At 64.1% G+C, this 25,674-nt stretch carries 20 protein-coding genes; 8 read left to right on the top strand and 12 right to left on the bottom strand.

Going from position 1 to position 25,674, the window contains the following annotated elements:
- Positions 1–9 precede the first annotated feature (9 nt).
- Positions 10–225, bottom strand: a complete 216-nt coding sequence (gene rmf / locus CAG44_RS22835; RefSeq protein WP_003248687.1) for a ribosome modulation factor — start codon at positions 223–225, stop codon at positions 10–12.
- 561 nt (positions 226–786) lie between these two features.
- Here rmf and rlmKL point away from each other — a divergent pair.
- Both rlmKL and CAG44_RS22825 read left to right on the top strand, forming a co-directional pair.
- Complete coding sequence (rlmKL, locus tag CAG44_RS22830; protein WP_085589393.1) at positions 787–2,979, top strand: bifunctional 23S rRNA (guanine(2069)-N(7))-methyltransferase RlmK/23S rRNA (guanine(2445)-N(2))-methyltransferase RlmL; 2,193 nt, start codon at positions 787–789, stop codon at positions 2,977–2,979.
- Positions 2,980–3,073: 94 nt separating this feature from the next.
- Positions 3,074–5,464 (top strand): diguanylate cyclase, encoded by a 2,391-nt coding sequence (locus CAG44_RS22825; RefSeq protein ID WP_085693047.1) that lies wholly within the window; start codon positions 3,074–3,076, stop codon positions 5,462–5,464.
- A 136-nt stretch (positions 5,465–5,600) separates the two neighbouring features.
- On the opposite strand, the gene dacB is transcribed toward CAG44_RS22825, so the two are convergent.
- The 8 genes from dacB to CAG44_RS22785 all read right to left on the bottom strand — a co-directional run bounded on the left by dacB (position 5,601) and on the right by CAG44_RS22785 (position 14,890).
- Positions 5,601–7,058 carry a D-alanyl-D-alanine carboxypeptidase/D-alanyl-D-alanine-endopeptidase gene (gene dacB / locus CAG44_RS22820; RefSeq protein WP_025338294.1) on the bottom strand — a complete coding sequence of 486 codons (1,458 nt, stop codon included), beginning with the start codon at positions 7,056–7,058 and terminating at the stop codon, positions 5,601–5,603.
- 359 nt (positions 7,059–7,417) lie between these two features.
- On the bottom strand, positions 7,418–7,762 hold the full coding sequence (locus CAG44_RS22815) for a YggL family protein (RefSeq protein WP_004376110.1): 345 nt from the start codon (positions 7,760–7,762) through the stop codon (positions 7,418–7,420).
- Positions 7,763–7,803: 41 nt separating this feature from the next.
- Positions 7,804–11,436: an ATP-binding protein gene (locus CAG44_RS22810; protein WP_085693046.1), complete on the bottom strand. Its 3,633-nt coding sequence runs from the start codon at positions 11,434–11,436 to the stop codon at positions 7,804–7,806.
- An 8-nt stretch (positions 11,437–11,444) separates the two neighbouring features.
- Positions 11,445–12,062, bottom strand: a complete 618-nt coding sequence (locus CAG44_RS22805) for a response regulator transcription factor (protein ID WP_085589399.1) — start codon at positions 12,060–12,062, stop codon at positions 11,445–11,447.
- A 283-nt stretch (positions 12,063–12,345) separates the two neighbouring features.
- Positions 12,346–13,677, bottom strand: a complete 1,332-nt coding sequence (locus tag CAG44_RS22800) for a deoxyguanosinetriphosphate triphosphohydrolase (protein ID WP_013971681.1) — start codon at positions 13,675–13,677, stop codon at positions 12,346–12,348.
- A 188-nt stretch (positions 13,678–13,865) separates the two neighbouring features.
- Entirely contained in the window at positions 13,866–14,195 is a 330-nt protein-coding gene (locus CAG44_RS22795) for a hypothetical protein (RefSeq protein ID WP_013971682.1), read from the bottom strand.
- Positions 14,192–14,566: a phage holin family protein gene (locus tag CAG44_RS22790; protein ID WP_085589401.1), complete on the bottom strand. Its 375-nt coding sequence runs from the start codon at positions 14,564–14,566 to the stop codon at positions 14,192–14,194. The genes CAG44_RS22795 and CAG44_RS22790 overlap by 4 nt, the downstream gene beginning before the upstream one ends.
- 9 nt (positions 14,567–14,575) lie before the next feature.
- Positions 14,576–14,890, bottom strand: a complete 315-nt coding sequence (locus tag CAG44_RS22785; RefSeq protein WP_075044200.1) for a YqjD family protein — start codon at positions 14,888–14,890, stop codon at positions 14,576–14,578.
- A 313-nt stretch (positions 14,891–15,203) separates the two neighbouring features.
- On the opposite strand from CAG44_RS22785, the gene CAG44_RS22780 reads away from it, so the two are divergent.
- From CAG44_RS22780 to CAG44_RS22760, 5 genes are all read left to right on the top strand, one after another.
- Complete coding sequence (locus CAG44_RS22780; RefSeq protein WP_025338299.1) at positions 15,204–16,412, top strand: ammonium transporter; 1,209 nt, start codon at positions 15,204–15,206, stop codon at positions 16,410–16,412.
- Positions 16,413–16,483: 71 nt separating this feature from the next.
- A complete protein-coding gene (locus CAG44_RS22775; protein WP_063913871.1) occupies positions 16,484–16,723 on the top strand; it encodes a glutaredoxin family protein in 240 nt (79 codons plus the stop codon).
- A 108-nt stretch (positions 16,724–16,831) separates the two neighbouring features.
- Complete coding sequence (locus tag CAG44_RS22770; RefSeq protein WP_085589404.1) at positions 16,832–17,263, top strand: D-Ala-D-Ala carboxypeptidase family metallohydrolase; 432 nt, start codon at positions 16,832–16,834, stop codon at positions 17,261–17,263.
- A 65-nt stretch (positions 17,264–17,328) separates the two neighbouring features.
- Positions 17,329–17,637, top strand: a complete 309-nt coding sequence (locus CAG44_RS22765) for a hypothetical protein (protein WP_004376097.1) — start codon at positions 17,329–17,331, stop codon at positions 17,635–17,637.
- 51 nt (positions 17,638–17,688) lie between these two features.
- Entirely contained in the window at positions 17,689–18,573 is an 885-nt protein-coding gene (locus CAG44_RS22760) for a pseudouridine synthase (RefSeq protein WP_025338302.1), read from the top strand.
- A 241-nt stretch (positions 18,574–18,814) separates the two neighbouring features.
- On the opposite strand, the gene CAG44_RS22755 is transcribed toward CAG44_RS22760, so the two are convergent.
- The 3 genes from CAG44_RS22755 to acnA all read right to left on the bottom strand — a co-directional run bounded on the left by CAG44_RS22755 (position 18,815) and on the right by acnA (position 24,254).
- The gene (locus CAG44_RS22755; RefSeq protein WP_025338303.1) at positions 18,815–20,380 is read right to left on the bottom strand and encodes a PAS domain-containing methyl-accepting chemotaxis protein; all 1,566 of its coding nucleotides are present in this window, start codon (positions 20,378–20,380) and stop codon (positions 18,815–18,817) included.
- A 198-nt stretch (positions 20,381–20,578) separates the two neighbouring features.
- The gene (locus CAG44_RS22750; RefSeq protein WP_085693045.1) at positions 20,579–21,355 is read right to left on the bottom strand and encodes a CPBP family intramembrane glutamic endopeptidase; all 777 of its coding nucleotides are present in this window, start codon (positions 21,353–21,355) and stop codon (positions 20,579–20,581) included.
- 157 nt (positions 21,356–21,512) lie between these two features.
- A complete protein-coding gene (gene acnA / locus CAG44_RS22745) occupies positions 21,513–24,254 on the bottom strand; it encodes an aconitate hydratase AcnA (RefSeq protein WP_085693044.1) in 2,742 nt (913 codons plus the stop codon).
- Positions 24,255–24,470: 216 nt separating this feature from the next.
- On the opposite strand from acnA, the gene rlmM reads away from it, so the two are divergent.
- Positions 24,471–25,535, top strand: coding sequence for a 23S rRNA (cytidine(2498)-2'-O)-methyltransferase RlmM (gene rlmM, locus CAG44_RS22740; protein WP_085693043.1), 1,065 nt, complete (start codon positions 24,471–24,473; stop codon positions 25,533–25,535).
- Positions 25,536–25,674: the final 139 nt, after the last annotated feature.

The following is a 25,674-nucleotide window of genomic DNA, read 5'->3' as shown; positions in this document are numbered from 1 at the left end:
TGTCCTCGTTCAGCCAACGGCGTGATTTTCGTTGAGTCTATGGATGCCAGCGGTGCCAGTCATTCCGTCCCAGTTATCACCGCGACCTTCACGCCAGCCGTTGATCCAGGCTTGGCGAACAGAAGGAAGATTGAAGGGGCAAAGTTCGCGGGATTTGCCGGTGACCCCGTATTGGTAGCCACGTGAATATGCTCTTTCCAACGGATCACGCTTAAGTCTTCTCATAGGGTGTTGCCCTCACTTGTTGACTGTAATGTCCCGTCGGCCTCTCCGAGGCCGGGCAGAGTCTTTCTGCCGGTGTGCGCTCGCTGCCGGCGTGGCGAGCTGAAAGTGCCACCTCGTTGCGAAGTGGCCTGAGACCAGTTCTATCGAATGCGAGTCACCGTGTGAATGATCGATTTGTCATAAGCACGTAACCTTTCCAAGGGTGAGGGGATAAGTAAATAAATGCGACTCAACCTTGTTTAGCGTTGAGCCCGCTATGATCAGGGTTTGCCGATCATTGACGCCATTTCGCCAGCGTTGCTCGCGGATGACAGTAATAATTTGAAATGCGACGAAGGGTCACATCGGCCCCGGTATCGCCAGAATTTTTCGTACTGCCTGATGATCTAAGCTGTCTTTGCCACTGGGCCAAGCACAGATCGGTCAGGCGGCCCGGCCTTTCACCGCACGCTCGCGTGCCGGGAAAGGCCACCCGCACGCCTGCTGGAAAGGTGTGCGGGCAAACATCGCGGGGCGATGCGTCGCCCCGTCAGTCAAATAGCCCAAGGCGCTGGATTACTCATGTCGGACCGTTTCGAACTTTACCTCACCTGCCCCAAAGGCCTGGAAGGCCTGCTTGCCGAAGAGGCGCGGGGCCTCGGCCTGGATGACGTGCGCGAGCACACCTCGGCCATTCGCGGCGCCGCCGACATGGAAACCGCCTACCGCCTGTGCCTGTGGTCACGTCTGGCCAACCGGGTGCTGCTGGTACTCAAGCGCTTCTCCATGAAGAACGCCGACGACCTCTACGACGGCGTGCACGCGGTCGACTGGGCCGATCACCTGGCAGCCGACGGCACCCTGGCGGTGGAGTTCAGCGGCCATGGCTCGGGCATCGACAACACTCACTTCGGTGCGCTGAAGGTCAAGGACGCGATCGTCGACAAGCTGCGCAACCGCGAAGGCCTGCGCCCGTCGGTGGAAAAGATCGACCCTGATGTGCGCGTGCACCTGCGCCTGGACCGTGGCGAAGCCATTCTCTCCCTCGACCTTTCCGGGCACAGCCTGCACCAGCGTGGCTACCGCCTGCAGCAAGGTGCCGCGCCGCTGAAGGAAAACCTGGCGGCGGCGGTGCTGATCCGCGCCGGCTGGCCGCGCATTGCCGCCGAAGGTGGCGCGCTGGCCGACCCGATGTGCGGTGTGGGTACCTTCCTGGTCGAAGCGGCGATGATCGCCGCGGATATCGCGCCCAACCTCAAGCGTGAACGCTGGGGCTTCAGTGCCTGGCTCGGCCATGTACCGGCGTTGTGGCGCAAGGTGCATGACGAAGCGCAGGCGCGGGCACAGGCCGGCCTGGCCAGGCCACCACTGTGGATCCGTGGCTACGAGGCCGACCCGCGGCTGATCCAGCCAGGCCGCAACAACGTCGAGCGTGCCGGCCTGGGCGACTGGGTGAAGATCTACCAGGGCGAAGTCAGCACCTTCGAGCCGCGCCCGGACCAGAACCAGAAAGGCCTGGTCATCAGCAACCCGCCCTATGGCGAGCGCCTGGGTGACGAAGCCAGCCTGCTGTACCTCTACCAGAACCTCGGCGAGCGCCTGCGCCAGGCCTGCATGGGCTGGGAGGCGGCGGTATTCACTGGCGCGCCGCAGTTGGGCAAGCGCATGGGCATTCGCAGCCACAAGCAATACGCGTTCTGGAACGGCGCCTTGCCGTGCAAGCTGCTGCTGTTCAAGGTGCAGCCCGACCAGTTCGTTACCGGCGAGCGCCGCGAGGCGCAGCCTGAAGGCGCGGAAAGCCGCCAGCAGGCAGCACCGGCCAGCGAGCCGGCGCGCCTGTCGGAAGGGGCGCAGATGTTCGCCAACCGCCTGCAGAAAAACCTCAGGCAACTGGGCAAGTGGGCCCGCCGCGAGCAGGTCGATTGCTACCGCCTGTACGATGCCGACATGCCCGAGTACGCCTTGGCGGTCGACCTGTACCAGGATTGGGTGCACGTGCAGGAATACGCCGCGCCACGTTCGGTCGACCCGGACAAGGCCCAGGCACGCCTGCTCGACGCGCTGGCAGCCATCCCGCAGGCCCTGGGCATTTCGCCGCAGCGTGTGGTGCTCAAGCGTCGCGAGCGGCAGAGCGGCACGCGCCAGTACGAGCGCCAGGCAACCGAAGGCCGCTTCCAGGAAGTGAACGAGGGCGGCGTCAAGCTGCTGGTCAACCTCACCGACTACCTCGACACCGGCCTGTTCCTCGACCATCGCCCGATGCGTATGCGCATCCAGCGCGAAGCAGCCGGCAAGCGCTTCCTCAACCTGTTCTGTTACACCGCCACGGCCACCGCGCATGCGGCCAAGGGCGGCGCGCGCAGCACCACCAGCGTCGACCTGTCGAAAACCTACCTGGACTGGGCGCGGCGCAACCTGGCGCTCAATGGCTTCTCCGAGCGCAACCGCCTGGAGCAGGGCGATGTGATGGCCTGGCTGGAGGGCAACCGAGACAGCTACGACCTGATCTTCATCGACCCGCCGACCTTCTCCAACTCCAAGCGCATGGAAGGCGTGTTCGACGTGCAGCGTGACCACGTGCAGCTGCTGGACCTGGCCATGGCCCGCCTGGCGCCGGGTGGCGTGCTGTATTTCTCCAACAACTTCCGCAAGTTCCAGCTGGACGAGCACCTGATGGCGCGTTACGCGGTGGAGGAAATCACGGCCCAGACCCTGGACCCGGACTTTGCCCGCAATAACCGTATCCATCGCGCCTGGCGTCTGCAGCTTCGTTGAGGCGACGAGGTACATTGCGCGGCTAATGGCCAATAGCTATAACTGAGGGCAGGGCAAGATAATCCGCAGGACGCTGACGTGACGAGATGGGTGTATGTCAAAGGGTGGCGTGCGTGCGCGGTTGCTTGGCCTGTGCACAGAGGCGGTGTCCGCCTGGGCGGTGGCCCTGGTCGCCCTGGTCGTGGGCGGCCTGTTGACGGCCGTCCTGGCGTTAGCCACGCAAACCTTCTACAAGCAGCAGCTGCGCCAGCGCTTCGAGCTGCTGGCCAGCGAGCGTTTCAGCCGTATCGCCGAGCGGTTTGACGAACAGCAGCAGCGCCTTGACGGGCTGCGGCGGTTTTTCAGCTTTTCCAACGAAATCACCCCACACGAGTTCGACGGCTACGCCAGGCCATTGCTGCAGCGGACCCTGGCCTACGCCTGGGCGCCGCGTGTCGAAGCCGCGCAACGCGCCGAGTTCGAGCGCCAGGCCAGTGCGCATTCCGGCCCGGGCTACGTGATCCGCGACCAGGATGAGCAAGGCCAGTGGCGGCCATCCCCCCAGCGCGACCATTACTTCCCGGTGCTCTATACCCAGTCGGGTGAATTGCCCGGGCTGCCCTATGGGCTGGACCTCGCCGGCCAGGAAGTGCCCCTGGCGGCACTGGCGCGGGCGCTGGGGCCGGGCAGCATGGCGGTGTCCGAGCCACTGCCCATGTTCGATACCAGCTCGGATGCGCGTGGCCTGCTGATGGTGGCGCCGGTGTTTTCCGATGCCAACCCCCACGGCGCGGCAGTGGGCTATGTGATGGCCTTGCTGAGCATGCGTGAGCTGGTCAGTGACGGGCGCCCGGTTTCGGCAGACGATAACCTGGTGGTGCGTATCGTCGACCCCACCGGGCTGCATGGCCCCGAGGTGATGTTCGATTCGCAGAACCCGGTCGCACCCCTGCCGCTGGCCACCAACCAGCTGTTGCACCTGGCTGACCACCACTTCCAGCTGAGTATCCGGCCGAGCCTGGCCTTCGTGCGTGCCAACCGTTCCTCCGCGGTGCTGGCGGTGAGCCTGCTGGGCGGCTTGTTGAGCCTGCTGCTCAGTGTCTTGCTCTACAGCTTGTTCAGCCAGCGCCAGCGCGCCTTGGCCCTGGTCGAGCAGCGCACCGCCGAGCTGCGGGTCAGCGAGCAATCCCTGCGGGGCACCCACAACCAGCTGCGCAGCGTGCTGGATGCAGCAACCCAGGTGGCGATCATCGCCACCAACCTCAAGGGCGTGGTCAGCACCTTCAACGCCGGCGCCGAGCGCATGCTCGGTTACCCCGCCAGTGAGGCGATCGGCCAGCTGCGCCTGGAGGACCTGGTGCTGCCCGAGGAGTTGAGCCTGCGTGCCCATGCCTTGAGCCTGCGTTACGGCCGGCCGATTGAAGGTGGCCAGGCCATGTTCGCCGAAACGGTGCAGGAGCATGGCGCCGAGCCGGGGGAATGGACCTTGCTGCGCGCCGATGGCAGCCAACTGGTGGCCAACATGCTGGTCACCGCCATGCTCGATGAACAGGGGTTGTGGATCGGTTACCTGGCGATCTGCATCGATGTCACTGAACGGCGTCGGGTGCATGAGGCGCTGGCGGCGCGTGACCGCCTTCTGGAAAAGCTCAGTGCCGAGGTACCGGGCGGCATCTACCAGTACCGCCTGGATGGCAACGGCCATTCCTGTTTTCCGTACGCCAGCATGGGCCTGTACGACATCTACGAAGTCGACCTGCAGCAGTTGCGCGAGGATGCAACGGCGGTGTTCGAGCGCATCCACCCGGATGACCTGGAGCGCGTGCGCCGCTCGGTGCGTTACTCGGCCGAACACCTGTCGCCCTGGCGCGAGGAATATCGGGTTTGCCTGCCGCGTGCCGGGTTGCGCTGGGTGCGTGGCGAGGCGACACCGGAGGTGGGCGAGCAGGGCTGCACCTTGTGGCATGGCTACCTGACCGACATCTCCGACCTCAAGAGCGTGGAGGAAGAGTTGCGTGCGCTGTCGGTGACCGATTCGCTGACCGGCATCCATAACCGCCGTTACTTCCAGGAGCGGCTCAAGCTCGAACTGGAACGGGCCCAGCGCGATGGCCAGGCACTGGCGGTGATCATGCTCGATATCGATCACTTCAAGCGCATCAACGACCATTTCGGCCATGCCGTCGGCGACCGCGTGCTGCGCAGCCTGTGCCTGCGTATCGGCCAGCGTTTGCGGCGTACCGATGTGTTCTGCCGGCTGGGCGGCGAGGAATTCATGGTGCTGTGCCCGGGCAGCAATGCCGAGCAGGCGCGGCTGCTGGCGCTGGAGCTGTGGCAAGGGGTGCGCAATGTGCCGGTGGAAGGCGTGGGCAGGGTGACCGCGAGTTTTGGTGTGGCGGGCTGGCGACCGGGGGAAGGGGCCGATGCCTTGCTGTTGCGGGCTGATGCAGGCGTGTATGCGGCCAAGCAGGCCGGGAGAGATCGGGTGGAGGGGGAGTTGGCCTGATCGTTTTTGGTTGTCGGTACCGGCCCCTTCGCGGGCTTGCCCGCTCCCACAGGTACTGCACCGTTATTGAACTTGGTGCAATACCTGTGGGAGCGGGCAAGCCCGCGAAGAGGCCGGTACTGGCAACCTATACCTATCAGTTGGCCGCTGTGCTGCCGGCCAGTTTCGGCTGGCGATACAGGTCCAGCAGCACCTGGTCGAGCACCTGCGAGGCACCCCACGGTTTCGGGTCGTTGAGGATCGCCGCCACCGCCCAGGTATGGCCGTTGCTGTCGCGGCTGAAGCCGGCAATTGCCCGCACGGTGTTCAGCGTGCCGGTCTTGATGTGCCCTTCGCCGGTCATGGCGGTACGCTTCAGGCGCTTGCGCATGGTGCCGTCCATACCCACCAGCGGCATCGAGCTCATGAACTCGGCGGCATAGGGGCTCTTCCAGGCGGCCTGCAGCATCGCGGCCATCTCCCGGGTGCTGACCCGTTCGGCACGCGACAGGCCGGAACCGTTTTCCATCACCAGGTGCGGCGCGGTAATGCCCTTCTTCGCCAGCCACTGGCGCACCACGCGCTGGGCGGCGCGGGCGTCGTCACCGTCGGCATCGGTGCGGAACTGCGCGCCAAGGCTCAGGAACAGCTGCTGGGCCATGGTGTTGTTGCTGTACTTGTTGATGTCGCGGATCACTTCCACCAGGTCTGGCGAGAAGGCACGGGCCAGCAGGCGAGCACCCTTGGGCACGTTCTCGAAGCGGTCGCCACCCTGGATGCTGCCACCCAGCTCGTTCCAGATCGCGCGCACGGCACCGGCGGCGTAGGTTTGGTGGTCGAGCAGCGACAGGTAGGTCTGCGAGTTGCAGCCGTCACCCAGCTGGCCGCTGACCGTTACGCTGATGCCATCGGCCTGCTGCACCGGGTTGTAGCGCACATCACCCGAGCACTGTTTGGAGGCAACCGCCTTGACCTGGTTGTCGATGCGGATACTGGCAATCGGCGGTTCGACCGCGATGGTGACCTTGCCGCCATCGTTGCGGGCCACGAAGCGCAGGGCCTTGAGGTTGACCAGCAGCGAGTCGGGCTTGACCAGGAACGGCTTGTTCTCATCACCGCCGTCGTCGTTGAACTGCGGCAGGTTGGGCTGCACGAAGTGGCTGCGGTCCAGCACCAGGTCGCCGGTGATGGTGCGCACGCCATTGGCGCGCAGGTCACGCATCAGCAGCCACAGCTTCTCCATGTTCAGTTTCGGGTCGCCGCCACCCTTGAGGTACAGGTTGCCGTTGAGTACACCGTTGCTCAGGGTGCCATCGGTGTAGAACTCGGTTTTCCACTGGAAGGTCGGGCCGAGCAGTTCGAGGGCGGCGTAGGTGGTGACCAGTTTCATGGTCGAGGCCGGGTTGACCGAGACATCGGCATTGAACACGGTCGGTGTGCCGGGGCCGTCCAGCGGCAGCATCACCAGCGACAGGGCAGAATCCTGCAGCTTGTTGGCCTTGAGGGCCTGCTGCACCTTGGCAGGCAGCGTGGTGTTGACGGCGGCGGCCTGGCTGGGCAAGGCGAGTGGCAACAGCAGGCCGGCAAGAACGAGGGGACGAAGCGTTTTGATCATGATCGATAAATACCCTACGGCGAGGGAAAAGGGCATTGGGGCTGTAAGGGATGATGGCCCCAGGGTGAAAGAATACGCATTATGCCCCAAGCGCAGCGACGATGCGCCACGTTCGACGGAAAAGCACCCCCAATAAAAAAGGCCACCCCTGAGGGTATTGCCTGTCAGTCAAGTAATTGGGGCCGCTTTGCGGCCCATCGCCGGCAAGCCGGCTCCCACAAGGATTGCGCAATTCCTGAGTTCTGCGCATACCTGTGGGAGCTGGCTTGCCGGCGATGGGCTGCGTAGCAGCCCCATTAACGCTATCTGACAGGCATTACCCTTGGGGTGGCCTTTTCAGCGATCGAGCCGGGCCGGTATTACTCGGCCTTGTTGATCGGCTTTTCCGGGTACCAGGCGTCCAGCAGCGGGCTGACTTCGATCTTGGTCAGTTCGCTACGGCCTTTGAGCCAGGCTTCAACGGCTGCACGCTGTTCTTCGCTGACCGAGCCACGTTTGACCGAGCACACCAGGCCGAAATCGTCACCGCCTACATAGTCCAGGCCGTTGGCGTCCATGGCTTCTGCCAGGAACGCGTCGAGGAAAGCATCGATTGCCTGGTCATCCAGATCTTCCTTGAATTCCAGGTTCAGCTCGAAGCCCAATTCCTGAAACTCGTCGACACACAGCTTCTTGCGCAGACGACGGGAGCGGTTTGTGGCCATGAAACAATCCTCTTAGGTAATAACGCCGCGCAGTCTACCAGTTAACACGCCTGGCTGCCTGCCTGTGTGCAGGTGCCTGTGGCCAGTTCCTTGGCCAGGGCACGTTCTACCCGGCACATATGCCGCGCCAGTGCCTGGCGCCGCAGGCGTAACTGGTCGGGAGGCAAGCCGCTTGCCTCCAGGGCTTCGCAGGCCTTCATCAGCGCGGGGGCTTCCAGCATCCGCGCGGCGCTGAGCACCTTGTGCGCCTGTTCGGCAATGGCATCGCTGTCGTGCTGCGGATGCAATGCCATCAAGGTGGCCAGGTCGGCCTGCAGGCTCTGCTGCAACGCCTGAAGGAAGCGCTGGCGGTCGTTCGGGTCATGCCCGACCACTGTGGCCAGGCCGTCCAGGTGGTACAGCTTGCGCCGCGGTTTGTGCTGGCGGCGTGGGCGGATGCCGGCCAGGCGCTGGCTGAGCGTGCCCAGGCTGATGGGTTTGAGCAGGCAGTCGTCCATGCCGGCGCTCAGGCACTTTCGGCGTACCTCCGGCTGTGCGTTGGCGGTGTAGCCGAGAATGGTGCAGCGCGGCCGCTTGCCATGGCGTTCCTCGGTACGCACGGCGGTGGCCAGCTGGTAGCCGTTCATGTGCGGCATGTTGCAGTCGAGCACCAGCACATCGAAGTCGCCCGCCCGCCAGGTGGCCAGGCCTTCGCGACCGTCGTGGGCGCTGGTGTGCTCCAGCCCCAGGTAGCCAAGTTGCTGTGCCATCAGTTGCAGGTTGGCCGGGTGGTCGTCGATCACCAGCACGTTCAGCCGTGGATCGGGCACGTCTAGGTTCTCTATCAGCGGGGCCGGCTGCGCCGCAGCGTCAACCCGCTGCAGCGGCATCTTCAGGCGCACCTGGGTGCCGACATCCTCCAGGCTCTTGATGGTCAGGCTGCCGCCCATCATTTCGCACAGGTTGCGACAGATGGCCAGGCCCAGCCCGGTACCCGCGCGGGCGCTCTGGCTATGCGGGTTGGCCTGGATGAACGGGTTGAACAGGCGTTGCAGGTCGTCGGCGTGAATACCGATGCCACTGTCGCGCACTTCCAGCTCCAGCACGGCGGGGGTAGTGCTGCCGTCGTCCACCAGGCTGACGCAGATGCGCACCTGGCCATGCTCGGTGAACTTGATGGCGTTGCTCACCAGGTTCGACAGGACTTGCTTGAAACGCAGGGGGTCGAGCAGGGCATGGCAGCGTGCGGCCGGTGCGATCATCACCTCCAGGGCCAGGCCTTTCTGCCGCGCCTGGCCTTCAAAAATGCGCCCCACCGATTCGACCAGGGCCGCCAGGTCGACGGCCTCCGGGGCGAGGGACAAGTGCCCCGACTCGATGCGCACGATGTCGAGGATATCGCCGATCAGGCCCAGCAGGTCCTTGGCCGAGTGGTGGGCCAGCTCCAGCGCGCAACGGTCTACCCGGCCTTGGTCGGCACGCTTGACTGCCAGTTCGAGCATGCCGATGACCGCATTCATCGGGGTGCGGATTTCGTGGCTGATGGTGGCCAGGAACGTGCTTTTGGCGCGGTTCGCATCGTCGGCCTGCTGCTTGGCCTGGCGCAGCTCCATGACCAGATGGCGGCGCTCGCTGATGTCGATCCAGCCACCGATGATGCCTTGCACCTCACCCAGTGAGTCGCGGTACGGCAGGATCCAGTGGTAGATGGTCATCTCCCGGCCCTGGATCCGTAGTGGCCGGTCCATGATCAGTGGCGAGCCTTCGGCCATCACCTTCAGGTAGTCGGCATGGATCTGCCGGGTCTGCTCGAAATCGGCGAACAGGCTCCCCTCCAGGTTCTTGCCGATGACCTCTTCGGAGCGGGCTTGCACGGCTTCCAGATAGCTGTAGTTGCAGCTTTGCAGGCGGCCCTCGCGGTCACGCACGTACATGGGGTGGGGCGTGCCGTTGAGCAGGGCGCGCATGAACGCCAACTGGTCGTTCAGCGCCCGTTCGGCGCGTTGCCGCTGGCGAATCTGCAGGCGCAGGCGGGCATTCCACAGCAAGGCCAGCAGCAACAGCACGGCGGTGCCCAGTACCACCTGAATCGCCAGCCGGCGGTAGCCCTGGTCGTTGCCATCCTCGTGCAGGCTGAAGCCGCGCCAGCGGTTGTTGATGACCCCCAGTTCTTCCGGCGAGATGCTCAGCAGCGCCTTGTCGAGGATCGACACCAGCGCCTGTGACGGGGCACTGGTGGCCATGGCGAAGTTGGCGGGTTCGCTGCCGACGGTAGCCCGGATGACCAGTTCGGGGTTGCCGGCCAGCGCATGGTTGGCGTCGATCAAGGTGGTGATCACTGCATCGACGGCACCGCTGTTGAGCAACGCCATGGAATAGAACGAACTTTCGGTCTCGACCCAGCCGATTTGCGGATAGTGCCGCGACAGCATGGCGTCCATGGCACTGTAGCGGGTAATGGCGATGCGATGACCCTGCAGCTGTTCCAGCGAGGTGAAGGGTTGTTTGTCCTTGCGGCTGACCAGCACATAGGCGCTTTCCAGGTAGGGCTGGCTGATTTGCAGGTCGTCTTCGTTCACCCCGCCGGTGGCCAGTGCGGCGATGACATCGGCGCGGCCATCCTTGAGGCGGGCAATCATGTCGGCAAGGCCGCTGGCGCGCTGCACTTCGAAACGCAAGCCGGTGCGCAGGCGAAGGAGCTCGAGCAGGTCGGCGGTGATGCCGCGAAAATGCCCCGAACCATCGAAGTAGGAGACCGGTGCAGCGGTGTCATCGATTGCCACGCGCATCACCGGGTGGTCCTTCAGCCATTGTTCTTCGGTGTCGGTCAGTTGCAGCTTGCGGTCGGTCAGCAGCAGGTCGCTACCGGCGCTCCAGCGCTTGAAGATACTGGCGCGTATGGCCGAGGTCTGTCTGTTCAGGGTGGCGTTCACCATCTCCATCAGCACCCTGTCCTCGTGGCGCAGGGCAAAACCGAAGCCGATGGCTTCGTGCTTGCCGAAACTGGCCATGCGCAAGCGCGGCAGGTGGCCGCGATTGAGCTGGTAGTGGGTGGAAATGGTATCGCCGATGAACACGTCGGCCTGGCCGAACGCCACGGCACTCAGGGCCTGGCTGGACGAGCCGAAGGCCAGCAGCTCGGCCTTGGGGTAGGCGCTTTTCACCTCCTGCCGGGGCAGGTAGTGGTAGAGCATGCCCAGGCGCATGCCGGCCAGGCCCATGTCCAGCGCCCGGCTTTCGTCCTCGCGCGTTACCAGCACTGGTTGGTCGATGGCATAGGGGTGCGACAGGGCCAGGCCATCGCTGGCCGCTTCGTAGCCATTGGAGCTGCCAAGCAGGTCGATGTCGCCCTGCCGGAGCGCCTCCACCGCCGCTTGCCGGCTGGTAAAGCGCAGCACTCGCACGGGCAACTGCAGGGCCTTGCCGATCAGGCTCGCGTACTCGGCGGTAAGGCCCTGGTAGTCGCGGCCCCCACTGGTGATGTCGAACGGCGGGTAGTCTGGTGCCGAGGTACCCAGCACCAGTTCCTGACGGCCTTCGAGCCATTGCCGTTGTTCGCTGGTGAGGGCAGGCAGTGCCGGCCTGGCCGATGAGCGTGCCAGCAATGTATAGGACGAAGCTTCGTGATGGGTAGCCTGTGCCGCGCCGCTGAACAGGAGCAGGGTGAGCAGCAGGCGAACGATAAGGTGCGCCATGACTACCCTCAGACCAGCGCGTTGCGTTTGGCCATTTCAATCAGGTCGACCAGCGTATTGACCTGAAGTTTGTGCATGAGGCGCTTCTTGTAGGTACTGACGGTCTTGCTGCTGAGGAACATGCCCTTGGCAATTTCCTTGTTGCTGCGGCCTTGGGCGAATAGTTGCAGTACCATCAGTTCGCGGTCATTTACCTGGCGGAAAAGTTGCAAGTCGGCATCTGTCGCCTGGTTATGCTTGATTGCCTGGCTGGGGAAGTAGTTGTAACCGGCCAGCACGGCCTTGATTGCACTGAGCAGTTCGCTCAGGTCTTCCTGCTTGCACACGTAGCCTGCAGCACCCGAGTGCATGCAGCGTACGGCAAACAATGCGGGAGACTGCGCGGTCAGTACCAGCACCTTCATGGGCAGGGCCATGGCCTGGAACCGGGCAAGCACCTCCAGCCCATCCAGCTTGGGGATGCTGATGTCGAGGATGACCAGGTCGGGCGCGGTTTCGCGAATCATCTGCATGGCGTCAACGCCGTTGTCCGACTCGCCGACAACCTTGTAATTCTGGTTTTCCAGCAACATACGAACGGCCAGGCGGATGACGGGATGGTCGTCGACGATAAATATGGAATGCATGTTCAACTTCCCTGCGGGCTATTGAGGGTGACAGGCGGCACCTTATCGCAGTTGGAAGTCGTCAGGCATGCGAGGAAGGGCTATTAGCCCTATATGGGAAATGGCTTACAAGATAAAACAAAACGGGCTACGAGACAGGCGCGTTTAACTCGATGTCAAAGCGTGATTGGTAACTTTTCATTTATTTTTATTCGTGCTGTTTAACTTGTCGCCAGTATATGTAGGAAGTTTCCCACAATACACGGTGCAGCTTCGGGCAATGCCCGGGCTGCACCGGCAGGGCTCAGGTCGGGCTGGAGCGCCCGGTCATTTCCCGGGCCATTTCGCTGGCATAGCTGTCGGTCATCCCGGCGATGAAGTCGATCATGCGCAGGAAGGCGCTGTGCAGCGAGCCGTGTGGGTCGGGGGCATTGTTGCCGATAAGGTCCAGTACCCGGCGGCTCTTGAACGACGGCGTACGTCCGCCGTGCTGTTCGAGGGCGGCGCCGCAGAAGGTGTTCAGCAGAATCTCCAGCGTGGTGTAGGCGCCGATCTCATGCAGGGTCTTGCGCTTGTCCTGGAAGATCTTGTTGCGTGCCATGTCCTTGGCCTGCAGCACGCAGCGCTTGGCCGGGCCGTGCATGTGTTCGACCAGGTCGCCCGCCAGCTGGCCGGCCAGCAAGGCTTGCTGCTGTTCGACGAAGGCGCGGGCGGCAGCGTTGGTCAGGTGCTCGATGGCCTTGCCACGCAGGATCGCCAGCTTGCGCCGCCGGGAGTCACCTGGGCCGAGCTGGCGGTAGGTTTCCGGCAGGTCATCGCCGACCAGGTCGAGCAGCAGCGCTTCGACTTCGGCGTACTGCAGCAACTCCATTTCCAGGCCGTCTTCCAGGTCGATCAGCGCGTAGCAGATGTCATCCGCAGCCTCCATCAGGTATACCAGCGGGTGGCGCGCCCAGCGCTGGTGTTCCAGTTGCGGCAGGCCGAGCTTGCGGGCGATCTGTTCGAGCAGCGGCAGTTCGCTCTGGTAACTGCCGAACTTGTGCTTCTTGTAGCCCAGGGCGTCGGCGTGGCGTGCGCTCCACGGGTACTTCAGGTAAGTGCCGAGAGTGGCATAGGTCAGCCGGGTACCGCCGTCGAACTGGTGGTATTCCAGTTGGGTGAGTACGCGAAAGCCTTGGGCGTTGCCTTCGAAGTTGAGGAAGTCGGCGCGCTCGTCGTCGCTCATGTCGTCCAGCCAGCCACGCCCCGCGGCCTGCTGGAACCAGTGGCGGATGGCGTCTTCGCCGGAGTGGCCGAACGGTGGGTTGCCGATGTCATGGGCCAGGCAGGCCGACTGCACGATCATCCCCAGGTCGCTGGGGGCGCACCAGTCCGGCAGGCTGTCGCGCAGGGTTTCGCCGACGCGCATGCCCAGCGAGCGGCCGACGCAGCTGACTTCCAGCGAGTGGGTCAAGCGTGTGTGGATATGGTCGTTGCTGGAAACCGGGTGCACCTGGGTCTTGCGCCCGAGGCGGCGGAAGGCACCGGAGAAGATGATGCGGTCGTGGTCCTTGTGGAAGGGGCTGCGCCCGAGTTCATCGGCGCTGTACAGGGCTTTGCCCAGGCGTTCGCGGGTGAGCAGGGTGTGCCAGTCCAAGGCGCGGTCTCCTGTGGATCGAGGGGTATAGCTTCCGGTGTCCGGAAGGGCAGCGCAAGGGGTAAGCCTGTAATGCCTTATCGCCGGCAAGCCGGCTCCCACAGGGATTGCACATGGCTTGAGGCCGATGCGGTCGAGGTGGGAGCCGGCTTGCCGGCGATAGGGCCGGTGCAGTCGACGGAAAACGCTCAGGGGCGGCGGCTGCCTTGCAGGTACAGGCGCAGCAGCGGCAGCAGGCTGGTGCCCAGGCGCAACAGCCGCGCCAGGTTGCCGCTGCGCACGCCCTTGCCGGTGAGGAAACCCAGCGCCACCACGGCGCCAATCCCCCACAGCGGCGCATGCTTGATGCCCAGCCCGTCGTGCAGCGAGCTGCCCATGCCGCGCACACGGCGCAGTGGCTCAAGCAACTGCGCGGACTCGTGGCGGATTTCCTGGCGGTGCATTTCCATGCGCAGGCGCAGCAGCGCCTTGCGCAGTTCGCGCGGGTTTCGGGTGTTTGGCAGTTCTGGCAGGCTCATGGCAACAGGCGCTCCCGGTCCTTGGCAAGTTCCTCGAGGGTGGCGCCGAAGGGCGACGACTGGTCGAACACCGCTGCCTTCAGGCGCAGGCCGCAATACAGCGCGGCGATGCCGTAGAACACGCACAGACCGATGATGCCGGCCAGGCGATAGCTGTCCCACAGCAACACCAGCAACAGCCCGGACAGCGCCGTCAGCAGCAGCAGGGCGAATACCAGGGCCAGGCCGGCGAACAGCAGCAGGCTCAAGGTGCGGCCCTTCTGCTCCTGCAACTCGATGCCAAACAGTTCGATATGGCTGTGCAGCAGCCCCAGGGCAGCAGCGCCCAGGCGCCTGCCCGAGGCGCTGGCGCCGTTGGCGTCGTTCTCCATGGGAACCCCTTAGCGCCGGTTGGCCAGCAGGCCGATCAACAGGCCGACGCCAGCGGCAATGCCGATCGCCTGCCATGGTTTTTCCTGCACGTACTGTTCGGCACTGCCCAGTGCTGCCTGGCCGCGCTCGCGCACCGAGTCCTGGGTCAGCTGCAGGCTTTCGCGGGCCTGGGCCAGGCGTTCGTGGATCTGTTCACGCAATTCGTCAGCCTGGTCGCCGGCCAGGTTGGCGGTGTCGGCCAGCAGCTTCTCGGTGTCGCGGACCAGTGCCTGGAAGTCAGCCATCAATATCTCTTGTGCAGTCTTTGCCGATTTGCTGGCCATGGGTGTCTCCCTGTCGATGAATGTTGGTAGTTCGAGTGATAGCACGCGCGGAAGGTTCAAGTGCCGGCGCTGGTATGGGCCTTGCTAAGGCTTTGCCACGTTGCGGGGCGCTCCAGGCAGATATTGCGCCGATTAGGGGCGCCAGCGCAGCGGATACCGATAAACCTTAACCCAATCCACGACAAACCCAAGAAAAAACCACGCAGGCTCCGCCCGTATCACCGAAACAGGGCAGGGGGCTGGCACCGATTCGGTGCAGGGATGCAGGTTCTTGAACTGTCCTGGTGCCTTTTTCAGCAGGTCTGCCTATTTCATGGAAAACATGCACAGCGCGATGGACTCCCTGGTCCATGGTTCCAACACCCTGTTCATTCTCATGGGCGCCATTCTGGTGCTGGCCATGCACGCCGGCTTCGCGTTTCTCGAAGTGGGCACGGTGCGCCACAAGAACCAGGTCAACGCCTTGTCGAAAATTCTCAGCGACTTCGCTATCTCGGCATTGGTGTACTTCTTCATCGGCTACTGGATCGCCTACGGCGTCAACTTCTTCCAGCCAGCGGCGGCGCTGGCGGCCGACCATGGCTATGCGCTGGTCAAGTGCTTCTTCCTGCTGACCTTTGCCGCGGCGATCCCTGCGATCATCTCCGGGGGCATCGCCGAGCGGGCGCGCTTCGTGCCGCAACTGTGTGCCACGGCGTTGATCGTGGCGTTCATCTACCCGTTCTTCGAGGGTGTGGTGTGGAACGGCAACCTGGGCGTTCAGGCCTGGTTGCAGGCACGCTTCGGCGCGCCGTTCCATGACTTTGCCGGCTCGGTGGTGGTGCATGCCATGGGTGGTTGGCTGGCGCTGGCGGCGGTGCTGCTGCTGGGCGCGCGCCGCGGGCGCTACCGCGATGGCCGGCTGGTGGCGTTTGCGCCGTCGAGCATTCCTTTCCTGGCATTGGGGTCGTGGATCCTGATCATCGGCTGGTTCGGCTTCAACGTCATGAGTGCCCAGACCTTGCAGGGTGTCAGCGGCCTGGTGGCGATCAACTCGCTGATGGCCATGGTCGGTGGCACCCTGTCGGCCTTGCTGGCCGGGCGTAACGACCCGGGCTTCCTGCATAACGGGCCGCTGGCCGGGCTGGTAGCGGTTTGTGCCGGTTCCGACCTGATGCACCCGATTGGTGCGCTGGCCACCGGCCTGGTGGCGGGCGCGCTGTTCGTCTGGACCTTCACCGCGGCGCAGAACCGCTGGAAGATCGACGATGTGCTGGGTGTGTGGCCATTGCATGGCCTGTGCGGTGTCTGGGGTGGCATGGCCTGCGGCATCTTCGGCCAGGAGGTGCTGGGTGGCATGGGCGGTGTCAGCCTGGTCAGCCAGTTGCTGGGCAGCCTGATGGGCGTGGTGGTGGCATTGGCCGGCGGTTTTGCCGTGTACGGCGCAATCCGCGCGCTGCACGGGCTGCGCTTGAGCCATGAGCAGGAGTTCCAGGGCGCGGACCTGTCGCTGCACCGTATCGGCGCCACCAGCCAGGATTGAGCCAGGTCAGGTGCACGGACGGCAGGACGGACCTAGAATAGGTTTCTCCCTGCCAAACCGGACTTGCCCCCATGCTGCCTGAATGCCAACTGTTCGGCACCCTCGGCTGCCACCTGTGTGAAGTGGCCGAGGCCGTGCTGATGCCCTTCGTCGACCATGGCCTACTGGTGGAGCTGGTCGATATTGCCGAGAACGAAGCCCTGTTCGAACGCTATGGCCTGATCATTCCGGTGCTGCGCCGCTGTGACAATGGCGCCGAGCTGCACTGGCCGTTCGATGCCGAACAGGTGGTGGCGTTTCTCGCGCAGTAATCGCGCCAGGGGAGGTCTATCCCTGCTCCATGCGGTGTGGTGCGTTGTGATGATCCGCTGCCGGCACGTTGAGGCCGGCATCCTTCACCGGTCATCAGGAACCCAGCCATGCGTATTTCCCCCCATTTCACCCTCGATGAAATGACCATTTCGCAGCTCGCCGCCAGGGAAGGGCTCGACAACAATCCTCCAGCCGAAGCGCGTGCCAACCTGCAATTGCTGTGCAATGCACTGGAGCAGGTGCGCGCGCTGTTCGGTGCACCAGTCATCGTCAGCAGCGGCTATCGCAGCCCCGCAGTCAACCAGCGCATTGGCGGGGCGCTGACGAGCAAGCATCTGCAGGGGCTGGCAGCTGACTTCACGGTGATTGAAGTGAGCCCGCGCGAGGTGGTGCGCCGGATCAGCGAAAGCGCCATCCCCTTCGACCAACTGATCCTCGAATTCGATGACTGGGTGCACCTGGCCGTGTCGCGTAGCGCCCCCCGGCGCCAGGTTCTGACCATCCGCAAAGGCACCGGCTATCTGCCGGGGCTGCAATGAAGCGCATTGACGGCGCCAAGGGGATATTCGTATGCTGTATATAAATACAGTATCGAGGTGAAGCCATGCTCAATGTCGAGCAACTCAAGTACAGCGTCAACCGCATGCCCGTCGAGCGGGTGGCCGACGCTGTTCTGGAACTGCGCCTCGAAGGCCTGGTGACCGACGACCGTACGCCGTTCGGCAAGGTCCACTTCAATACCTGTTTCGCCGAGATCGAGGCCCTGTTCCAGCGTGCCGGCTACCACCGTGGGCTGGATGTGGTGGGCTACCAGGGGTTGCTGTATGCCCTCTACGACCCTGGGCGCTGGGAGCCGGTGCAGGTGTTGCGCTGGCTGAAGGAGCGCTGCGAGGCCATTGCCCAGGCTGGTTGAGGGCGCGGGCTTGGGGGATAATGCGCGGCCGTGAACGTTTCGAGCCCTGCCATGACCACGCCTTTCGACCCCGCCCGCCAGCAAGCCAGCACGGTGTGCCTGCCCCCCGGTAACTGGGCGACGGTGCTCGACTGCCTGTGTGACCATTTCAAGGCCATCGACCGTGCCCAGTGGCTCGACCGCTTTGCCCGGGGCCGGGTACTGGATGCCGAGGGGCGGGCGGTTTCTGCCGAACTGCCTTACAAGCGCGGTATGCGTTTGCACTACTTCCGTGAGGTGCCGAACGAGCGGCCGATCCCGGTGCAGGAGACCGTACTGCATGTGGATGAGCACCTGGTGGTAGCCGACAAGCCGCATTTCCTGCCAGTGACGCCGACTGGCGAATACGTCGAACAGACCTTGCTGCGCCGCCTGATCCGCCGCCTGGGCAACCCGCATCTGGTGCCGTTGCACCGTATCGACCGGCATACCGCCGGGCTTGTGCTGTTTTCCGCCAACCCGCAGAGCCGCAGTGCCTACCAGCGGCTGTTCCCCGAACGACGTATCGACAAGCGCTACCAGGCCATTGCCGCGGCCATGCCGCAGCACGATTTCCCGCTGGTGCACAAAAGCCGCCTGGTACATGGCGAGCCGTTTTTCCGCATGCATGAGGTCGAGGGGGAGGCCAACAGCGAAACCCTGGCCGAAGTGCTGGAAAAGAATGGCGAACTGTGGCGTTACGGGCTGTCGCCGGTGACTGGCAAGACCCATCAGTTGCGTGTGCACATGGCGGCATTGGGGGCAGGGATCTGCAATGACCCGTTCTATCCGCAGTTGGTCAACGAAGAGGATGACTACCAGCGGCCGCTGAAGTTGCTGGCGCAGAGCCTGCGCTTTGCAGACCCGCTGAGCGGGGAAGAGCGCTACTTCGAGAGCTGCTTGCAGCTGGATTGGTAATGCTCACACGCTCGTTGCATGAGCAACTGCCGTGAATGCACTCTGAAGGCTTGCGCGGTCCCCTGTGGGAGCGGGTTCACCCGCGAAGAAGCCAGCGCGCTGGATGGCACCGGCTTCGCCGGTGTTCGCGGGTGAACCCGCTCCCACAGTGATCGCGCAATCTTTTGGATTTTGAGCAAGACAGTTACTCCCACAGGTACGGCGCAGGTATAAAGTGCATGCCGTACCTGTGGAAGCCGCCTTAGCGGTTGAACCGCTCCACCAGCGAGTACTGGGTACCCGCCGTGCTGGTCAGCTCTTCGCTGAGCAGCGCCGAGTGCTGGGCCTGTTCGGCAGTCTGGTCGGCCAGGTCGGCGATGGTGCTGATGTTGCGGCTGATCTCGTCAGCCACTGCAGTCTGCTCCTCGGTCGCCGCAGCAATCTGGGTGGCCATGTCGGTAATGTTGGCTACCGCTTCACTGATGCCCACCAGTGCCTCGTCGGCCTGCATCACACGGTCGACGCCTTCCTGCGCCTGGCGATGGCCGGTTTCCATGGTCAGCACGGCATTGCTGGCGGTTTGTTGCAGCTTGGCGATCAGGCCGTGGATCTGCCCGGTGGATTCGGCAGTGCGCTGGGCCAGCTGGCGTACTTCGTCGGCCACCACGGCAAAGCCTCGGCCCATTTCACCGGCACGTGCCGCTTCAATGGCCGCGTTCAGCGCCAGCAGGTTGGTCTGGTCGGCGATGCCCTTGATCACATCGACCACGCCACCAATCTCGTCGCTGTCCTTGGCCAGTTGCGTCACCGTCTGGCCGGTCTCGCCCACCGCCGCCGACAGGCGCTCGATGGCCTCGCGGGTTTCACCGGCAATCTGCCGGCCCTGGCTGGTCAGGCGGTTGGCTTCCTGGGTGGCATCGGCGGTGCGCTGCACGTGGTTGGCCACTTCCTGGGTGGTGGCGGCCATCTGGTTGACCGCAGCGGCAACCTGCTCGGTCTCCACCCGCTGGCGTTCCAGGCCCGAAGAACTCTTGTGCGCCAGCTCGTCGGACTGGCGCGCCTGTTCGCTGAGGTGTTCGGCGCTGTCCTGCAGGCGGGTCAGGCAGGTTTTCATGCGCGCGTCCTGGCTGAGCATGGCCATTTCCAGGCGCGCCTGCACGCCACGGCTGTCGGTGTACATCTGCGCGATCAGCGGGTCGGAAGTGGTCTGTTCGGCCAGGCGCAGCAGGCGCTTGAGGCCGCGCTGCTGCCAGCTCAGGCCCAGCAGGCCCAGCGGTACGGAAAGCCCGGCAGCCAGGGCGAAGCCCCAGGAATGGCCCAGCCAGTTGCCGATCAGGAAGCCCACCTGGCTGATCAGGATGAACGGCAACCAGTCCTGCAGCACCGGCAGCCACTTGTCCCGGCGTGGTACCGGCGGCTTGCCCTGGTTGATGCGCTGGTACAGCGCCTCGGCGCGGCGGACCTGCTCGGCGGTAGGCTTGACCCGCACCGACTCGAAGCCGACCACCTGGTTGTTGTCGAAGATCGGCGTGACATAGGCGTTGACCCAGTAGTGGTCGCCGGACTTGCAGCGGTTCTTGACGATACCCATCCACGGCTGGCCCTGCTTGAGGGTTTGCCACATGTGGGCAAACACCGCTGGCGGCACGTCGGGGTGGCGCACCAGGTTGTGCGGCGCACCGGTCAGCTCTTCGCGGGTGAAACCACTGATCTCGATGAAAGCATCGTTGCAGTAAGTGATCACCCCTTTGGCATTGGTGGTGGAGATCAACCGCTGCTGGGCAGGGAAAGTCCGTTCTCTCTGGGTAATCGGCTGGTTGTTACGCATGGGTTGATAGTCCGCAGGGCTTTCGACAGGTATCGGCAAGCCGCTGGTTTTATTGAATGAATAATTAATGTGCTTGATCTGTGGCAATAAGCCATCAGCTGAACTGGGTTAGCCAGCGAGCACGTTCAAGCAAGTTGGCGTCATTATTACGTTTTTACTGCTGTTTCATGACGTATAAGTCGAATGATGACCGATTAGCTAGCCAAGAGCCAGCATCGGATAGCTGAACAGGGTGAAGTGCACCAGGTTCAGGCCGAAATGGCAGAGCACCGCCGCCGCCACGCCGCCCCAGCGATACGCCAGGCCGTAGCCGATACCGGCAAGGGTGGCCAGGTACACCCATTGCCAGCCGGCCCCCAGGTGGGCCAGGCCGAACAGCAAGGCGGCGGCGAACAACGCCAACCCTTGGTGGCGCAGCAGCCGTTGCAGGCCGGCCTGGATGTAACCGCGGAACAACAGTTCTTCGGTCAGGCTTACCAGCAGCAGGTTGTTCAGCAGCCACAGCCAGGCCTGGTCGGGCCATTTCGGGGCCCAGGCCAGCATGCCCAGTGCCCAGGCGCCGCCCAGGCAGGCGAGCAGGGTGAGGGGCAGGGCGTACAGCAGGCTGGTCGCCAGGCCCTGGCTGCGCCACAGGAACAGCCAAGGGCAGGCCAGCAGCAGCCAGGCGCCGATCAGCGGTTTGTCCAGGTTCAGGTACATCGTGAAGGGCAGGGCGCCGGAGCTGAGGACAACGCCGTCGATGACCTTGGCAGCGTTGAAGCCGGGCAGCCAGTGCAATGCCAGGGCGATGGCCAGGAGGATGAACAACGTGTGGCCGAGGGCTTGTTGCCAGCGCTGGGGGCGGCGAGCGAGCAAGGCGCTGGCAAGCAGGGCGAGAAAGGTGGGCAGGGTGGTGATGCCGAGGTTGCCCTGGCTCAGGGCGAGGGTGTAGCCGAGTGCCAAGAGTAAAAGTGCGATCAGGTGGAAGCGAGGCACGAGTGGTCCTTCTCGTTGAACAATATTGGGGCCGCTGCGCGGCCCATCGCCGGCAAGCCAGCTCCCACAGGGATAGCATCAAGGCTGAGGGCTGTACTTACCTGTGGGAGCTGGCTTGCCGGCGATGGGCTGCACAGCAGCCCCAAGCATACCCGCCTCAGCCCGCAATCAGCTGGCGCAACACATAATGTAATATCCCCCCCGCCTTGAAGTACTCCACCTCATTCACGGTATCGATCCGGCACAGCACCTCGATCTGCTCCTGCTGCCCGTCCTCGCGGGTGATGCGCAAGGGCAGGCTCATGCCCGGGCGGATCTGTGCGCCGTTCAAGCCAAGCACATCGATCTTCTCCTTGCCGGTCAGCCCCAGTTGCTTGCGGTTGTGTCCGGCCTTGAATTGCAGAGGCAGTACGCCCATGCCTACCAGGTTGGAGCGGTGAATGCGCTCGAAGCTTTCCGCCAGTACCGCCTTGACCCCCAGCAGGTTGGTGCCCTTGGCCGCCCAGTCGCGGCTCGAGCCGGTGCCGTATTCCTGGCCGGCGATCACCACCAGCGGAGTGCCTTCCTGCTGGTAGCGCATGGCCGCGTCGTAGATCGACAGCTTCTCGCCACTGGGCACGTGCAGGGTGTTGCCACCTTCTTCGCCCGCCAGCATTTCGTTGCGGATGCGGATGTTGGCGAAGGTGCCGCGCATCATCACTTCATGGTTGCCACGCCGCGAGCCGTAGGAGTTGAAGTCGCGGGGCTCCACGCCCTGCTCACGCAGGTAGCGCCCGGCCGGGCTGTCGGCCTTGATGTTGCCGGCCGGGGAAATGTGGTCGGTGGTCACCGAGTCACCCAGCAGCGCCAGAATTCGCGCACCCTGGATGTCGGTGATCTGCGGGGGTGGTCCGCCGATGTCGTCGAAGAACGGCGGGTGCTGGATATAGGTGGAGTCGGCCTGCCACACGTAGGTGGCCGCCTGCGGTACCTCGATGGCCTGCCACTGTGCATCGCCGGCGAACACCTCGGCATATTCCTTGTGGAACATCGCCGTGTCGACCTTGGCCACGGCAGCGGCGATTTCCTGTTGGCTGGGCCAGATATCGCGCAGGTACACCGGCTGGCCATCCTTGCCGGTGCCCAACGGGTCGCGGGTCAGGTCCAGGCGCACGCTGCCGGCCAGGGCATAGGCCACCACCAGCGGCGGCGAGGCCAGCCAGTTGGTCTTGACCAGCGGGTGCACGCGGCCTTCGAAGTTGCGGTTGCCCGACAACACCGAAGCCACCGTGAGGTCGGCGCTGCCGATGGCTTTTTCGATCGCTTCATCCAGCGGGCCGGAGTTGCCGATGCAGGTGGTGCAGCCATAGCCGACCAGGTCGAACCCCAATTGGTCCAGATAGGTGGTGAGCCCGGCGGCCTTGAAGTAGTCGGTGACCACCTTGGAACCCGGCGCCAGCGAGCTCTTGACCCAGGGTTTGCGTTGCAGGCCTTTTTCCAGGGCCTTTTTCGCCACCAGCCCGGCGGCCATCATCACGCTGGGGTTGGAGGTGTTGGTACACGAGGTGATCGCGGCAATCACCACGGCGCCATCGCGCAGTGTGTGCGTCTGGCCTTGATGGCTGTAGTCGATCTCCCCCGCCTGGTCGGCGTTGCCTACCGCCACGCCGCCGCCACCTTCGCTTTCCAGGCGGCTGACCTCTTTGGCCAGCGGCTTGGGTTGCAGTTCGATGAAGTGGTCGAAGGCCTGGCTGACCTGGCCCAGGGCTACCCGGTCCTGCGGCCGCTTGGGCCCTGCCAGGCTGGCCTCGACCTCATGCATGTCCAGCGCCAGGCTATCGCTGAACAGTGGCTCCTGGCCGGGCTGCCGCCACAGGCCCTGGGCTTTGCAGTACTGCTCGACCAGTTGCACGGTCGCTTCGGGGCGGCCGGACAGGCGCAGATAGTCCAGGGTCACCTGGTCGACCGGGAAGAAGCCGCAGGTGGCGCCGTATTCCGGGGCCATGTTGGCGATGGTCGCCCGGTCGGCCAAGGGCAGCTCGGCCAGGCCATCACCATAGAACTCGACGAACTTGCCCACCACGCCCTTCTTGCGCAGCATCTGCGTCACCGTCAGCACCAGGTCGGTGGCGGTGATGCCTTCGCCCAGCTTGCCGGTCAGCTTGAAGCCGATCACTTCGGGGATCAGCATCGACACCGGCTGGCCGAGCATGGCTGCCTCCGCTTCGATGCCGCCCACGCCCCAGCCCAGCACGCCCAGGCCATTGATCATGGTGGTATGCGAATCGGTACCGACCAGGGTGTCGGGGAAGGCGTAGGTGCGGCCATCGGCCTCACGGGTCCAGACGGTGCGGCCGAGGTATTCGAGGTTGACCTGGTGGCAGATGCCGGTGCCCGGCGGTACCACGCGGAAGTTGTCGAAGGCGCTCTGGCCCCAGCGCAGGAAGGCGTAACGCTCGCCGTTGCGCTGCATTTCGATGTCGACGTTCTCGCTGAAGGCCTGCGGCGTGCCGTAGCGGTCGACCATCACCGAATGGTCGATCACCAGGTCCACGGGTGACAGCGGGTTGATCCGCTGCGGGTCGCCGCCGGCCTTGGCCATGGCTGCGCGCATGGCGGCCAGGTCGACCACGGCCGGCACACCGGTAAAGTCCTGCATCAGCACCCGCGCCGGGCGGTACTGGATCTCGCGGTCGGAGCGTCGCTCGCCCAGCCATTGGGCGAGGGCGCGCAGGTCGTCGCCGGTGACGGTCTTGCCGTCTTCCCAGCGCAGCAGGTTTTCCAGCAGCACCTTCAGCGACATGGGCAGGCGCTGCAGGTCGCCCAGTTGGCGGGCGGCTTCGGTGAGGCTGAAGTAGTGGTAGGTCTTGTCGCCGACCTGTAGGGATTTGAGGGTATTCAGGCTATCGAGCGAGGGCATTGCCAACTCCTTCTGCGCCGGTGCCTGGCAAGATCTGCCGGTGGCACCGCTCTGTATCGATCCGCACGGCACGGACCTGGCTGAAAGGTCAGGTTAGACCGCTTTGCGCCACCTGACCCTTTTCTGGACCGGCGGGGCGTGTCGCAGGTTCCGATCTTCCTTTATCATCGCCGCCCTGCCGGCGCCTGTGGCGCGCCAGCCGAAGTGGAGTGAGAGATGAATACCCTGTTCATGCATTGCCGGCCCGGTTTCGAGGGTGAGGTGTGCGCCGAAATCAGCGAACATGCCGCCCGCCTGGGTGTTGCCGGCTATGCCAAAGGCAAGCCGCAAAGTGCCAGTGCCGAGTTTGTCTGTAGCGAGGAGGGCGGTGCCGAGCGGTTGATGGGGGAACTGCGCTTCAACCAGCTGATTTTCCCGCGGCAGTGGGCCTGTGGCGGTTATGTCGAGCTGCCGGAAAGCGACCGCATCAGTGTGCTGCTGGCGCACCTGGCCGGGTTCCCGGTATTCGGTAGCCTGTGGCTGGAGGTGCTGGACAGCAACGAAGGCAAGGAACTGTCCACCTTCTGCCGCAAGTTCGAGGTGCCGCTGCGCAAGGCTTTGGAAAAGGCCGGCCGCCTGGTCGACGACCCCAGCCGCCCACGCCTGCTGCTCACCTTCATCAGCGGCCGCCGGGTATTTGCCGGTGTTGCCCCGGCCAACAACAGTGCGCTGTGGCCCATGGGCATCCCGCGCCTGAAATTCCCCCGCGAGGCGCCCAGCCGCTCGACGCTCAAGCTGGAAGAGGCCTGGCACCAGTTCATTCCGCGCGAGCAGTGGGAGCAGCGCCTGGGCGATGACATGACCGGTGTCGACCTGGGGGCCTCGCCGGGTGGCTGGACCTACCAGCTGGTGCGCCGGGGCATGCTGGTGACCGCCATCGACAACGGGCCGATGGCCGAAAGCCTGATGGACACCGGCTTGGTCCAGCACCTGATGGCCGATGGTTTCACCTGGCAACCGAAGCAGCCGGTGGACTGGATGGTGTGCGACATCGTCGAGAAACCGGCGCGTACCACCTCGCTGATCGAGACCTGGCTGGGCGAGGGGTTGTGCCGTGAAGCTGTGGTCAACCTGAAGCTGCCGATGAAACAGCGCTATGCCGAAGTACGCCGGCTGCTCGACCGCATGGAGGCGACCTTCAAGGCGCGCAAGATCAAGGTGTCGATTGCTTGCAAGCAGCTGTATCACGACCGCGAGGAAGTGACCTGCCATCTGCGCCGGTTGGACTTGAAACCGCGCTAGCACAGCGAACCGCTTTGCTCTTGCTCTTGCTCTTGCTTCGGCTTTTGCTTCTAAGCGCGCGATAGTTCAGGCGCCGCCGATTGCGACTTCAGGAGGCCGAGCGAAGGGACTGCGGAGGGAGGTGACGGGCATGGATGCC

The sequence above is a fragment of the Pseudomonas sp. B13(2017) genome (genome assembly GCF_002113245.1).
Taxonomy (GTDB): Bacteria; Pseudomonadota; Gammaproteobacteria; order Pseudomonadales; family Pseudomonadaceae; genus Aquipseudomonas; species Aquipseudomonas putida_Z.
This window is presented reverse-complemented; position numbering and strand designations above follow the sequence as displayed.

Excerpts from the sequence above, each read along its gene's own strand:
- rmf (WP_003248687.1), bottom strand. The coding sequence starts at position 225 with ATGAGAAGACTTAAGCGTGATCCGTTGGAAAGAGCATATTCACGTGGC.
- rlmKL (WP_085589393.1), top strand. The coding sequence starts at position 787 with ATGTCGGACCGTTTCGAACTTTACCTCACCTGCCCCAAAGGCCTGGAA.
- CAG44_RS22825 (WP_085693047.1), top strand. The coding sequence starts at position 3,074 with ATGTCAAAGGGTGGCGTGCGTGCGCGGTTGCTTGGCCTGTGCACAGAG.
- dacB (WP_025338294.1), bottom strand. The coding sequence starts at position 7,058 with ATGATCAAAACGCTTCGTCCCCTCGTTCTTGCCGGCCTGCTGTTGCCA.
- CAG44_RS22815 (WP_004376110.1), bottom strand. The coding sequence starts at position 7,762 with ATGGCCACAAACCGCTCCCGTCGTCTGCGCAAGAAGCTGTGTGTCGAC.
- CAG44_RS22810 (WP_085693046.1), bottom strand. The coding sequence starts at position 11,436 with ATGGCGCACCTTATCGTTCGCCTGCTGCTCACCCTGCTCCTGTTCAGC.
- CAG44_RS22805 (WP_085589399.1), bottom strand. The coding sequence starts at position 12,062 with ATGCATTCCATATTTATCGTCGACGACCATCCCGTCATCCGCCTGGCC.
- CAG44_RS22795 (WP_013971682.1), bottom strand. The coding sequence starts at position 14,195 with ATGAGCCTGCCAGAACTGCCAAACACCCGAAACCCGCGCGAACTGCGC.
- CAG44_RS22790 (WP_085589401.1), bottom strand. The coding sequence starts at position 14,566 with ATGGAGAACGACGCCAACGGCGCCAGCGCCTCGGGCAGGCGCCTGGGC.
- CAG44_RS22785 (WP_075044200.1), bottom strand. The coding sequence starts at position 14,890 with ATGGCCAGCAAATCGGCAAAGACTGCACAAGAGATATTGATGGCTGAC.
- CAG44_RS22780 (WP_025338299.1), top strand. The coding sequence starts at position 15,204 with ATGGAAAACATGCACAGCGCGATGGACTCCCTGGTCCATGGTTCCAAC.
- CAG44_RS22775 (WP_063913871.1), top strand. The coding sequence starts at position 16,484 with ATGCTGCCTGAATGCCAACTGTTCGGCACCCTCGGCTGCCACCTGTGT.
- CAG44_RS22770 (WP_085589404.1), top strand. The coding sequence starts at position 16,832 with ATGCGTATTTCCCCCCATTTCACCCTCGATGAAATGACCATTTCGCAG.
- CAG44_RS22765 (WP_004376097.1), top strand. The coding sequence starts at position 17,329 with ATGCTCAATGTCGAGCAACTCAAGTACAGCGTCAACCGCATGCCCGTC.
- CAG44_RS22760 (WP_025338302.1), top strand. The coding sequence starts at position 17,689 with ATGACCACGCCTTTCGACCCCGCCCGCCAGCAAGCCAGCACGGTGTGC.
- CAG44_RS22755 (WP_025338303.1), bottom strand. The coding sequence starts at position 20,380 with ATGCGTAACAACCAGCCGATTACCCAGAGAGAACGGACTTTCCCTGCC.
- acnA (WP_085693044.1), bottom strand. The coding sequence starts at position 24,254 with ATGCCCTCGCTCGATAGCCTGAATACCCTCAAATCCCTACAGGTCGGC.
- rlmM (WP_085693043.1), top strand. The coding sequence starts at position 24,471 with ATGAATACCCTGTTCATGCATTGCCGGCCCGGTTTCGAGGGTGAGGTG.